12 protein-coding genes are annotated in these 12,254 nt (G+C 59.7%); 9 read left to right on the forward strand and 3 right to left on the reverse strand.

From position 1 onward, the window contains the following. Window positions 1-257: 257 nt before the first annotated feature. The 3 genes from psrA to QRN20_RS25695 all read left to right on the forward strand — a co-directional run bounded on the left by psrA (window position 258) and on the right by QRN20_RS25695 (window position 2,829). Complete coding sequence (psrA, locus tag QRN20_RS25685; RefSeq protein ID WP_025993437.1) at window positions 258-977, forward strand: transcriptional regulator PsrA; 720 nt, start codon at window positions 258-260, stop codon at window positions 975-977. Between the two features lie 91 nt (window positions 978-1,068). After that, complete coding sequence (gene nagZ / locus QRN20_RS25690) at window positions 1,069-2,079, forward strand: beta-N-acetylhexosaminidase (RefSeq protein WP_029241461.1); 1,011 nt, start codon at window positions 1,069-1,071, stop codon at window positions 2,077-2,079. A 9-nt stretch (window positions 2,080-2,088) separates the two neighbouring features. After that, window positions 2,089-2,829: an S-methyl-5'-thioinosine phosphorylase gene (locus QRN20_RS25695; protein WP_088235541.1), complete on the forward strand. Its 741-nt coding sequence runs from the start codon at window positions 2,089-2,091 to the stop codon at window positions 2,827-2,829. Window positions 2,830-2,884: 55 nt separating this feature from the next. On the opposite strand, the gene QRN20_RS25700 is transcribed toward QRN20_RS25695, so the two are convergent. Together QRN20_RS25700 and QRN20_RS25705 are read right to left on the reverse strand one after the other, a co-directional pair. Further along, window positions 2,885-3,424 carry a cytochrome b gene (locus QRN20_RS25700; protein WP_080922290.1) on the reverse strand — a complete coding sequence of 180 codons (540 nt, stop codon included), beginning with the start codon at window positions 3,422-3,424 and terminating at the stop codon, window positions 2,885-2,887. Between the two features lie 184 nt (window positions 3,425-3,608). Beyond that, window positions 3,609-4,067 (reverse strand): hypothetical protein, encoded by a 459-nt coding sequence (locus tag QRN20_RS25705; RefSeq protein ID WP_122500971.1) that lies wholly within the window; start codon window positions 4,065-4,067, stop codon window positions 3,609-3,611. Between the two features lie 186 nt (window positions 4,068-4,253). On the opposite strand from QRN20_RS25705, the gene QRN20_RS25710 reads away from it, so the two are divergent. The 3 genes from QRN20_RS25710 to QRN20_RS25720 are packed head-to-tail and all read left to right on the forward strand — an operon-like array spanning window position 4,254 to window position 7,305. Continuing rightward, entirely contained in the window at window positions 4,254-5,039 is a 786-nt protein-coding gene (locus QRN20_RS25710; protein WP_004883795.1) for an endonuclease/exonuclease/phosphatase family protein, read from the forward strand. Then, complete coding sequence (gene clsB / locus QRN20_RS25715) at window positions 5,036-6,298, forward strand: cardiolipin synthase ClsB (protein WP_004883794.1); 1,263 nt, start codon at window positions 5,036-5,038, stop codon at window positions 6,296-6,298. The genes QRN20_RS25710 and clsB overlap by 4 nt, the downstream gene beginning before the upstream one ends. Continuing rightward, entirely contained in the window at window positions 6,295-7,305 is a 1,011-nt protein-coding gene (locus tag QRN20_RS25720; protein ID WP_029241457.1) for a lysylphosphatidylglycerol synthase domain-containing protein, read from the forward strand. The genes clsB and QRN20_RS25720 overlap by 4 nt, the downstream gene beginning before the upstream one ends. 61 nt (window positions 7,306-7,366) lie before the next feature. On the opposite strand, the gene QRN20_RS25725 is transcribed toward QRN20_RS25720, so the two are convergent. After that, window positions 7,367-8,275 carry a MurR/RpiR family transcriptional regulator gene (locus QRN20_RS25725; RefSeq protein ID WP_004883792.1) on the reverse strand — a complete coding sequence of 303 codons (909 nt, stop codon included), beginning with the start codon at window positions 8,273-8,275 and terminating at the stop codon, window positions 7,367-7,369. Window positions 8,276-8,540: 265 nt separating this feature from the next. Here QRN20_RS25725 and QRN20_RS25730 point away from each other — a divergent pair, with 265 nt between their 5' ends. From QRN20_RS25730 to iolB, 3 genes are read left to right on the forward strand one after another with little or no spacing between them, the layout of a single operon-like run. Then, window positions 8,541-10,478: a bifunctional 5-dehydro-2-deoxygluconokinase/5-dehydro-2-deoxyphosphogluconate aldolase gene (locus QRN20_RS25730; RefSeq protein ID WP_122500973.1), complete on the forward strand. Its 1,938-nt coding sequence runs from the start codon at window positions 8,541-8,543 to the stop codon at window positions 10,476-10,478. Between the two features lie 45 nt (window positions 10,479-10,523). Further along, window positions 10,524-11,423, forward strand: coding sequence for a myo-inosose-2 dehydratase (gene iolE / locus QRN20_RS25735; protein WP_029241455.1), 900 nt, complete (start codon window positions 10,524-10,526; stop codon window positions 11,421-11,423). 13 nt (window positions 11,424-11,436) lie between these two features. After that, window positions 11,437-12,246 carry a 5-deoxy-glucuronate isomerase gene (iolB, locus tag QRN20_RS25740; RefSeq protein ID WP_025993035.1) on the forward strand — a complete coding sequence of 270 codons (810 nt, stop codon included), beginning with the start codon at window positions 11,437-11,439 and terminating at the stop codon, window positions 12,244-12,246. The last annotated feature ends 8 nt before the right edge of the window (window positions 12,247-12,254 follow it).

A 12,254-nucleotide genomic window follows, 5' to 3' on the forward strand; every position in this document is an offset into this window, starting at 1 on the left:
TCTTTTTATACAGTGACTGGGATTATATACAGTGTAAGCGCAATGGCAATCGACTATTTCGTTTTCACCGCCGAGCGGTTACAACAAGCACGAGCTTGCGCCGTGCGCGGGTGATGCAACGACCGTACTGAATGCCGGGCACTTCATCGTTTAATCCATGAATTCGTGACTGTCCGGCCACAAAATGAACGCGTTTGCTTGACAATCAGGGCGTATGATACGTATGTTTCAAACGTTCGTTTGTTAGGCAGAGAGCCATGGCACAGTCGGAAACCGTTGAACGCATTCTTGATGCTGCGGAGCAGTTGTTCGCAGAAAAGGGTTTCGCTGAAACCTCGCTGCGTCTCATCACCAGCAAGGCCTCTGTCAATCTGGCTGCGGTGAATTATCACTTCGGGTCCAAGAAAGCGCTTATCCAGGCGGTGTTCTCGCGTTTTCTGGGGCCGTTCTGCGTCAGCCTCGAGCGCGAACTGGAGCGTCGTCAGGCGAAGCCCGAGCACAAGCCCACGCTTGAAGAACTGCTCGAGATTCTGGTCGAACAGGCACTGGTCGTGCAGCCGCGCAGTGGCAATGATCTTTCCATCTTCATGCGTTTGCTGGGGCTGGCGTTCAGTCAGAGCCAGGGCCACTTGCGACGCTACCTCGAAGACATGTACGGCAAGGTCTTTCGCCGCTACATGACGCTGGTCAACGAAGCCGCTCCGCGTATCCCGCCCATCGAACTGTTCTGGCGCGTGCACTTCATGCTCGGTGCTGCGGCGTTCAGCATGTCCGGCATCAAGGCCCTGCGCGCCATTGCCGAAACCGATTTCGGCGTCAATACCTCGATCGAGCAGGTCATGCGCCTGATGGTGCCGTTCCTGGCTGCCGGCATGCGCGCGGACACAGGGGTCACCGATTCCGCCATGATCGCCGCTCAGCTCAAGCCGCGCAGCAAGAGCAGCAGCACACCTGCACCTGTCGCCGCCAAGGCCTGAGCATCGCTGAAGTCCTTCGCATTGCACAGGGCTTCAGGATCAAGCACCATGCCCGCATTGTAATCGGGCACTGGTGTGTAAGGGTTTTTCTATGAGTTCTGGCCTGCAAGGCTCCCTGATGGTCGATGTCGCCGGTACCTGGCTGACCAGCGAAGACCGTCAGTTTCTGCGTCAGCCCGAAGTGGGCGGTCTCATCATATTCGCTCGAAATATCGAGCATCCCCGTCAGGTGCGTGAACTGAGTGCCGCGATTCGCGCCATTCGGCCCGACCTGTTGCTTGCAGTGGATCAGGAGGGCGGGCGCGTTCAGCGTCTTCGTCAGGGTTTTGTGCGTCTTCCGGCGATGCGCACCATCGCTGAAAAGCGCGATGCCGAGCTTCTGGCGGAGCATTGCGGCTGGCTGATGGCGACCGAGGTGCTGGCAGTAGGGCTGGACCTGAGTTTCGCCCCGGTGCTGGATCTGGATTATCAGCGCAGCGCAGTCGTCGGTACGCGGTCCTTCGAGGGCGATCCCGAGCGTGCGGCCCTGCTGGCAGGCGCGTTCATTCGCGGCATGAACGCAGCGGGCATGGCAGCCACCGGCAAGCATTTCCCCGGTCATGGCTGGGCGGAGGCTGATTCGCACGTTGCGATCCCCACCGATGAGCGCAGCCTGGAGCAGATTCGCGCCAACGATCTGGTGCCGTTCGCACGCCTGAGTCAGCAACTGGCGGCGGTCATGCCGGCGCACGTCATCTACCCGAAAGTCGACTCGCAGCCGGCCGGCTTCTCACGCCGCTGGCTGCAAGACATCCTGCGCGACGAACTGAAATTTGACGGGGTTATCTTCAGTGATGACCTGTCGATGGCGGGCGCGCATGTGGTCGGCGATGCGGCAAGCCGTATCGAGGCCGCGTTGACGGCGGGCTGCGACATGGGGCTGGTGTGCAATGACCGTGCGGCCGCAGAGCTGGCGCTCAGCGCGGCGCAGCGCATGAAGGTCAAGCCTTCGGCGCGTATCGCCCGCATGCGTGGCAATGCCGTCGCCAGCACCGAGTATCGACAGGATCCACGCTGGCTCGCCGCGCTTGCTGCATTGCGCAGCGCCCAATTGATCGACTAAGGATTAGCAATGACTGTTTACGCGATTATCGGTGGCACCGGCCTGACCCAGCTCGAAGGGCTGAACATTCGTCAGTCTTTGCCCATGAACACGCCTTATGGCGCGCCGTCCGGCGAAATCCAGATAGGTGAGTACGCCGGACGTGAAGTGATGTTTCTTGCGCGTCATGGCCATCCGCACCGCCTGCCGCCGCATCAGGTCAACTACCGCGCCAATATCTGGGCCTTGAAGCAGGCCGGCGCCGAAGCGATTCTGGCCGTGAACGCAGTGGGTGGCATTCATCCTGCGATGGGCACCGGGCACTTCTGCGTGCCCCATGACCTGATCGATTACACCAGTGGCCGTCAGCACACCTTCTTCGCCGACGACCTGGAACAGGTTACCCACATCGACTTCAGCTATCCCTACAGCGAAGCGCTGCGCGCCCGTCTGATTGCAGCGCTTGCGGCCGAAGGCTGCGATTTCAGTGATCGTGGGGTGTACGCCTGTACACAGGGACCTCGTCTGGAAACCGTCGCCGAAATCGTTCGGCTGGAGCGTGACGGCTGCGACATTGTCGGGATGACCGGCATGCCGGAAGCGGCGCTGGCCCGCGAGCTGGAGCTGGATTACGCGTGTCTTGCGCTGGTGGTCAATCCGGCGGCAGGCAAGTCGACCGCTGTCATCACCATGGCTGAAATCGAGCAGGCCTTGCGTGACGGGATGGGCAAGGTCAAGGCAACGCTGGCGCGGGTGCTGTCGGCGCAGTAGGCCCACATTCGGTCTGCGCAGTATCAGGGCTTTCGGCGAAAGCCCTGACGTGCCGTCAGACCATGCGCTTGAGGGTATTGTCCTTGCGCACCAGGTGGTGCCAGATCGCTGCCACCACATGCAGTGCGATCACGTAGTAGAAAATCGAACCCAGCAGTTTGTGCAGGTCCTCGAAATATTCCGCCGTACGATCCGAAGTCGCGAATGGCCAGGGTATCTGCAGGTCAGTGAGCGGGACGGGCAGGGCGCCTTTTTCCACCATCACCGTCAGCAGGCCCAGTACGGGCTGAATGAAAAGAAATGCGTACAGCGCGTAATGCGAGACCGTTGCGGCCACACGTAACGCGCCTTCAAGTGGCGGGGTGATACCCGGCGGCCGATGACGACGTCGCTCGGCAACGCGGAAGAATGCCAGCGTCAGAATCAGAATGCCGACCCAGAAATGGCTCTGCACGACCAGCAGGCGATATTCCGAACCCTTGCCGAACTGACTGCGGCTGAGAATCAGCGTGTAGGCCAGTACGATCAGCGCGGCCATGACCCAGTGCAGCCAGCGGGCTTTGGAGGTGTAGCGTTGGGAGTTCGGTGCATGCACGTTCTGAATTCCTTGTCGCATTTTTCGGCAGTGTGCCTCGGATTCGGCACACTGCGTAAGAGTCTGTCAGCGGTCATGCGTTCATCGGCAGCGCAGGTGCCTGTGCCCATGCGCTGTCAGGATGCTGGTTTCCTGACGCGAGTCTCCCCGATGGGGGTGCATAAGCAAGCCTTGTGCCTCCCCGCTATTTCAACGGGTAACTGAATGCCCCCCCGGCCTGTTCGCAGTCGATTCGGGCCTGAGCCTGCTCCGGAAGATCGTAATACCAGGTGATCACTTTCGCGTCGCTCGGAATATCCAGCGTGGCCTGTCCCGGTTCCTTGCTGGTCGACTGCTCGTTGGCCAATGCTTCCTGCGTAAGTGTCGCGCTACAGGACGCTATCGGTTTTTCAGGGCACGCCGAGACCTTTCGTTTCTGTCGGGGTCTTGAGCCCCTGTCTTCATTACTGCACGACCAGTCGATACTGCCGGGTGGCATGCGTTGAAACTCATAGCAGGTATGGCCCTGAACGACAGGGACCTGCGGGCTGGAGGACGTCGTCGTGACGTCACAGGCCTCTCCCCAGGCGATACCGGTGTAAAGCAGACACGCTGCCAGAATGACGCAACTTCCTTTCCACGACTTGATCCATGACCTGGACATCGTGTGGTTCCTCGATACGGATTTTCCCCACTGCTGTTGAAAAAATCCGAATGGGCCGGATGACCAAAGTTCCTCCAGGCTCGACGAGTGGGTGGATATGGCAAAGGAATGGCATTGCCGTTCAGCAATGGAACCTGTGCCAACGGGTGGCTTCATATACGTTGAATATCTATCCAGGAGTCAGTCTTGACCAGTGCCAATACGCCCGTCGGCCAAGCTACGCCGGTATCGGCCAGCATTTCCCTGAATGTACTGACCATGAACATGCACATGGGCTTCGGCATTTTCAATCGTCGATTCATTCTTCCCGAATTGCGTGAAGCGGTGCGCAGCGTGTCGGCTGATGTGGTGTTCCTGCAGGAAGTGCACGGCGAGCATCAGAGTCATGCCCGGAACGTGAAGGACTGGCCGACCATTTCGCAGTACGAGTTTCTGGCTGACAGCATGTGGAGTGACTTCGCCTACGGTCGTAACGCGGTTTACCCGGACGGCGACCACGGCAATGCGCTGCTCTCCAAATACCCGATCGTGAGCCACGAGAATCTCGACATTTCCATTGACGGTACGGAGCAGCGCGGACTGCTGCATTGCATTCTCGATGTGCCGAATCATGGTCATGTGCACGCGGTCTGTGTGCACCTGGGCCTGTTCGAAAGCCATCGGCGCAAGCAGCTCGGGTTGCTTGCCGAGCTGATGGGCCGTCTGCCCGATGGAGAGCCGGTGATCGTTGCCGGAGATTTCAACGACTGGCGTCAGCGTGCCGACGCCCTGTTGCAGGGAACGGGGTTGCATGAAGCCTTCGTCGAGCGCTTCGGTGCACCGGCCAAGAGTTTTCCGGCGCGCTGGCCACTGTTGAGGCTGGACCGGATCTACGTACGCAACGCCACGACCCACAGGCCCAAGGTGCTTTCCAATCGACCCTGGTCTCATCTTTCCGATCATGCACCGCTGGCGGTGGAGGTGACCTTATGAGCAACACGGCTGGCCGCAGCAAAGAACAGTGGCGCGACGGCAACTCGGTGGAGTTGCTGATCAACGGTGAGGATTTCTTTACCCGGGTGTTCGAATGCATTCGTGCCGCTCGCACTGAAGTGTTGATCGAGACCTTCATCATTTTCGAGGACCGGATCGGCGTCGGCTTGCAGGAGGCCGTGATTGAAGCGGCCAGAAATGGCGCGAAAGTCGTGATCACCGTCGATGACTACGGCACGTCCGACCTCAGCTCCGCGTTCGTCAGGGCCATGATCGATGCGGGCGTCCAGATTCAGCTGTTCGACCCGCGCCCGCGGTTCATGGGCATGCGCACCAATCTGTTTCGCCGTCTGCACCGCAAGGTGGTGGTGATCGACGGCGAAATCGGTTTTATCGGCGGCATCAATTACAGCGTCGATCACATGACCGACACCGGTCTGACGGCCAAGCAGGATTATGCCGTGCTGGTACGCGGGCCGATCATTCAGGACATTCATCGCAGCGCCGTGAACATGCTCAGCGATGCGGTACGCGCCAAACTGACGCCGATCCCGCTCAAGCTGGAGCCGGCTGGCAACGCCCGTATGCTGCTGGCCGAGCGCGACAATGCCGAGCACACGACGGACATCGAAGAGCGCTACCTTGAGGCCATTCGCGAGGCGAAGCAGCGCATCACGCTGGCCAACGCCTATTTCTTCCCCAGCTACCGCTTCCTGCGCGAACTGCGCAACGCGTCGCGGCGCGGCGTCAAGGTCACGCTGATTCTGCAGGGCAAGCCGGATATGCCCTTCGTGCGGGTCTGCTCGCGTCTGACCTACACCTATCTGCTGCGCGACGGCGTGATCATTCATGAGTACAAACAGCGTGCGTTGCACGGCAAGGTCGCGCTGATCGACCAGGACTGGTCCACCGTCGGCTCCAGCAACCTCGATCCGTTGAGTCTGGCGCTGAACCTGGAAGCCAACCTGTTCATCCGCGATCAGTCGCTCAATGATCGGCTGCAGACGCATCTGATGGAACTTGCCGCAGCGCACAGCACCCAGATGAGTTTAAAGGGCGCAGCGCGTGGCCAGTGGTGGCGCGCTCCGATGATTGTGTTGAGCTTCTTTTTCCTGCGCAGGTTTCCGGCAATCGCCGGTCTGTTCCCGGTCCATGGCATGCGCCTGAAACCGTTGCGGGCGAAAGATGTGGTGCCGGAGGCCAAGGTGATTGAGCAGCAACAGGCGCACCACGAGCTGGATCAGGAGAAGACATCATGACGCAGGCAGCCAGCGCATCCTCGCAGGGCGCAAAGGGTGACAAGAAAAGTGACAAGTGGAAGTGGGCAAAACGGGCATTCAATCTGTTTTTCTTCATCGCCGTGCCGGTACTGCTGTTCCTGCTGGTCAAGAACCTGGACTGGCAGGAGGTCAAACAGGCGCTGCAATCCTACAAGCTCAGCACGCTGTTGATGGCGGCCTTCGTGGCGCTGCTCAGCTACCTGACCTATTGCGGCTTCGATGTTCTGGCGCGTTATTACACGCGCCACAAGCTGTCGATCAAGCAGATCGTCCCGGTGACATTTGTCTGTTACGCCTTCAACCTCAACCTGAGTTCCTGGGTGGGCGGGATTGCCTTGCGGTATCGGCTGTATTCGAGGCTTGGGCTGGACGTGGCGACCATCACGCGCATTCTGAGCCTGAGCCTGATCACCAACTGGCTGGGCTACATGCTGCTGGCGGGTTTCGTGTTTTCCATGCGCTTTCTGTCGTTGCCCAAGGAATGGTCGATCGGCACTGACACGCTTCAGTTGATCGGTTTCGGTCTGCTGGCGGTGTGCTTTGCGTACTTGGCGGCGTGCCGTTTCTCCAAGCGCCGCTCGTGGAAGATTCGTGATCAGGAATTCAACCTGCCTTCGATGAAGCAGGCCCTGATGCAGGCCAGTCTCGGTGCCTTGAACTGGTCGTTGATGGCGGCGGTGATCTTCATCCTGTTGCCGGAGAAAGCCTTCTATCCGGCGATTCTGGGCGTACTGCTGATCAGCAGTATCGCAGGCGTGATCACCCACATTCCGGCCGGGCTCGGTGTGCTGGAAACGGTATTCATCACACTGCTTTCACACGAGTTCTCCAAGGGCAGCCTGCTGGCCGCGCTGATTGGCTATCGTGCGATCTACTTTCTGTTGCCCTTGTTGCTGGCCGTGGTGGTGTACCTGGTGCTGGAAAAGCGTGCAAAGAAAATGGGCGAAAGAAACCAGCAGCGTATGGGAGAGCAAGCCAAATCCTGAACCTGACGGGGAGGTGAAAGGCCGTACCGACGGACTTCACTTCCCCGTGGCGCGCGCCTCGTCAGTCATCGAATCCCACCTGCTCGTGTATCTCGTCCACTTTCAACTCCAGTCGATACGCCACGGCGATGAACAGTGCCTGACACAGGCACAGGGTGGCGCTGAGTGAGCGGAAGGCGAACGAACTGCCCTCGTTGACCAGCAGCACCGAGTTCGCCCGTTTGGCCAGAGGCGAAAGATTGCTGTCGGTGATGATCAGCGTCTTGGCCTGATGGTGCTGGGCGATACGCAGGCAGTGCTGGGTTTCCTTGCCATACGGCGTGAAGCTAATGGCGATCACCAGATCGTTGGCCCGTACGCTGCGCATTTGCTCACGGTAGCTGCCCCCCAGTCCCGAGATCAGGTGGATGCGTTTATTGGTGTGCTGCAGGTTGTAGACCAGATAGTCGGCGACCGCGAAGGAACGGCGTACACCCACGACGTAGATATTGTCGGCATTGACGACCAGATCAACGGCCTTTTCGAATTCCTCATCATCGAGTTCCGCACCCAGGCGTTCCAGCCCGGACAGGGTCGCGTTCACGCACTCGCGGGCAAGGTCGCCGCCGCTGGCCTTGTGCGATTTGTTGGCAATCATGCTGCGAATACGCTGCTGGTAGTTCTGCACCGGCGTGGTCTTGTGCGTATACGCTTCGCGAAACAGCGCCTGCATTTCACTGAAACCGCTGAACCCGAAGCGCTGCGAGAAGCGCACGATGGCTGACGGGTGAACCTCGCATTCCCGCGCAATATCGCTGATCCGGTCAACCATGATCCGGTCACTCTGCTGGCTCATGTAGCTGGCAATGCGTTTGAGCTGACGGGGCAGGGCGTCGTACTCGTCGGTGATCAGCCGCAACAGGCCTTCGGCGCTGGTCGGTGGCAGGTCGACGCTAGCCTCTGGCAGAGACGGCTGGTCGGTGCTGTTCATAGTCAATCCTTCTTACGTTTTTCCGGGGCATTGGCGTGTAGAGAAGCCCCGACAATAAAGGCTGCTTTTGGCAGGATCGGAACTATATCGCACCTGCCTGCCCATTGTGCCAGCACTTGCAACGGGTTATGGAAAAAATATTCCACAATAAAAAATTATAGAATAAATATTGATTGATCCGTCAGGACGTTTTAGGCTGCATTCACAAGGCACGGCGTGTACCTGATACGCGCCGTGCAGGCTGATAAAAATAACAGGAGCCACCATGGGCCAGACACGCTTTGCTACCGGGCGTCAGTTGGATCTAATTTGTCTTGGACGCCTGGGCGTCGATCTTTATGCGCAGCAGGTGGGTGCCCGCCTCGAAGACGTTTCAAGCTTCGCCAAATACCTGGGCGGCTCGTCGGCGAACATCGCGTTCGGCACCGCGCGGCTGGGGTTGAAATCAGCCATGCTCAGTCGGGTCGGCGATGACCATATGGGGCGCTTTCTGGTTGAATCCCTGGCTCGCGAGGGCTGCGATGTCAGTGCTATCAAGCGCGACCCCGAGCGGCTGACCGCGATGGTGCTGCTCGGCTTGAAAGATCGCGAAACATTTCCCTTGGTGTTCTACCGCGAAAATTGCGCCGACATGGCGCTGCGCGCCGAGGACATCGACGAGGGGCAGATCGCCTCCAGCAAGGCGCTGCTGATCACCGGCACGCATTTCTCTACCGATCAGGTCTTCAAGGCCAGCATCCAGGCCCTCGACTATGCCGAAAAGCATCAGGTCCACCGGGTGCTGGATATCGACTACCGGCCCGTGCTCTGGGGGCTGGCCGGCAAGGCCGACGGCGAGACGCGTTTTGTGGCCGATCAGAATGTCAGCCAGCATGTGCAGCGCATCCTGCCGCGTTTCGACCTGATCGTCGGCACTGAGGAAGAATTCCTGATTGCCGGCGGTGCGACCGATCTGCTGAGCGCCTTGCGCACCGTTCGCGAGCACACGGCCGCCACGCTGGTGGTCAAGCTCGGTCCGCAAGGCTGCACGGTGATTCATGGCGCTATTCCGGCGCGTCTTGAAGACGGTGCGATCTATCCGGGCGTCAGGGTCGAAGTGCTTAACGTGCTGGGGGCGGGCGACGCCTTCATGTCCGGTTTCCTCAGCGGCTGGCTCAAGGACGCCAGTGACGAACGCTGCTGTCAATTGGCCAACGCCTGCGGCGGGCTGGTGGTGTCCCGTCACGCCTGCGCCCCGGCAATGCCGACGCCTGCCGAGCTGGATTATCTGTTCAACAGTTCGCAACCCATTACCCGGCCGGACCAGGATATCGGCCTGCAGCGGCTGCATCAGGTCAGCATCCCACGCAAACAGTGGAAGCAATTATTCATTTTTGCGTTCGATCACCGCGGGCAACTGGTCGAACTGGCGCAACAGGCGGGCCGCGACCTGAGCAGTATCGGCAAGATCAAGCAACTGTTCGTGCAGGCGGTGGAGCGGGTCGAACACGATCTGCGCAACCGCGGTGTCGAGGCTGATGTGGGACTGCTGGCCGACCAGCGTTTCGGTCAGGATGCGCTCAATGCCGCCACCGGTCGTGGCTGGTGGGTGGCGCGTCCGGTTGAAATCCAGGGCTCCAGGCCTTTGGCGTTTGAACATGGCCGTTCGATTGGCAGCAACCTGATCAACTGGCCGCAAGAGCAGATCATCAAGTGCCTGGTGCAATACCACCCCGATGACGAACCGATGCTGCGCCTGGAACAGGAAGCGCAGATCAAGGCACTGTATGACGCTTCCAAGGTCAGCGGGCACGAGCTGCTGCTGGAAATCATCCCGCCGAAAGATCACCCCTCGACCTATCCCGACGTAATGCTGCGGGCCTTCAAGCGCCTCTACAACCTGGGCATCTATCCTGCGTGGTGGAAGATCGAAGCACAGACCGCCGAAGTCTGGCAGCAGCTGGATGCCTTGATCGAAGAGCGTGATCCGTACTGCCGTGGCGTGGTGCTGTTGGGCTTGAATGCACCGGTCGAAAGTCTGGCGGAGGGATTTGCCGCTGCACGCAACAGCCGCACCTGCCAGGGGTTTGCCGTCGGCCGGACGATCTTTCGCGAACCGAGCCGGGCCTGGATGGCCGGAGAGATCGATGACGCGACCCTGGTGGCCAGGGTACAGAGCACGTTCAACTGGTTGATTGAATCCTGGCGCGAAAGCCGCGCCTGAATTCAAACGTCATTGACGCCGTGATAACAACAAAAAGGTCCAGCCATGCCCGCTTCCGTATCCAATATCCGCATCGGCATCAACCCGATTTCCTGGAGCAACGATGATCTGCCAGCGCTGGGTGGCGAAACGCCGCTCAGTACAGCGCTGAGTGAAGGCAAGACCATCGGCTACGAAGGCTTCGAGCTCAACGGCAAGTTTCCCAGGGACGCCAAGGGCGTCGGCGATGTCTTGCGGCCCTACGACCTGGCGCTGGTGTCCGGCTGGTACTCCAGTCGTCTGGCCCGTCGCTCGGTGGCCGAAGAAATCGAAGCCATTGCCTCTCACGTACAACTGCTTGCCGAAAACGGCGCCTCGGTGCTGGTCTATGGCGAGGTGGCCGACTCGATTCAGGGGCAGCGTATTCCTCTGGTCGAACGACCGCGTTTTCACACCGATGAAGCGTGGCGTGACTACGCCGACAAGCTCACCGAGCTGGCCCGGTTCACGCTGTCGCAAGGTGTGCGGTTGGCGTACCACCACCACATGGGCGCCTACGTTGAATCACCCCAGGACATCGATCGCCTGATGGCGTTGACCGGCAGCGAAGTGGGACTGCTGTTCGATTCGGGCCACTGCTACATGGGCGGTGGCGAGCCGCTCGACGTGCTGAGCCGCCATATCGACCGCGTCTGCCATGTGCATTTCAAGGACGTGCGCAAGCCGGTCGTGCAGTTGGCGCGCAATAATCTCTGGAGTTTTCCGGACTGCATCATCAACGGCACGTTCACGGTTCCGGGTGATGGTGATATTGATTTTTCGGCGTTGCTCAAGGTGCTGTTGCAAGCCGATTACAAAGGCTGGCTGGTAGTCGAGGCCGAACAGGATCCAGCCGTCGCGCCCAGCTACGTCTATGCCAAAAAAGGCTATGACACGCTGCGCCAATTGCTGGCCGATGCTCGATAAGGAGGACTGGACAATGAATCTGTTGATCAAAAGCGAAGCTCAGGGTCGAGACATCGTTGCGCTACCTGAGGGCGCACTCGAGTACGTGGGCTTCTCCGCCTACCGGCTCGAGGCCGGGGACCGTCTCCCGCTGAACGCCGGTGACCACGAGCTGTGTGTGGTGCTGCTCACCGGACATGCCAGTGTCAGCGGCGAAGCGCCGGGGCAGGGTGCGTTCAGTTGGGAAAACATCGGTGACCGACACTCTGTGTTCGAAGAGAAATCGCCGTTTGCGGTCTACCTGCCGCCTGACAGTCAGGCACAATTCACCGCGCTGGGGCCGGCCCATCTCGCGGTTTGCAAAGCGCCCGGCGACCGCACGAAGCGCGCCCCGGCGCGGCTGATCACACCCGACAGCATGAAGCGCAGCGTGCGCGGCAAGAACGCCAACACCCGTTACGTGTGCGACATCCTGCCGGACACCGAAGTCGCTCATTCGCTGCTGGTTGTCGAAGTGCGCACGCCGTCCGGCCACTCCTCCAGCTACCCGCCCCACAAGCATGACCTGGACAATCTGCCTCACGAGAGCTTTCTCGAGGAAACCTACTACCACCAGGTCAATCCGCCTCAGGGGTTCGTGTTCCAGCGCGTCTACACCGACGACCGCAGCATCGATCAGGCCATGGCCGTGGAAAACAGCGATCTGGTGGTCGTGCCCAAGGGCTATCACCCGGTCACCGTGCCTTATGGCTACGAATCCTATTACCTCAACGTGATGGCCGGTCCGACCCGCGCGTGGCAGTTCCATAACGATCCGCAGCACAGTTGGCTGCTGGAACTTTAATTCTCTCT

Origin of the sequence: Pseudomonas sp. fls2-241-TYG-175, from assembly GCF_030209155.1 — a bacterium.
Taxonomy (GTDB): Bacteria; Pseudomonadota; Gammaproteobacteria; order Pseudomonadales; family Pseudomonadaceae; genus Aquipseudomonas; species Aquipseudomonas viridiflava.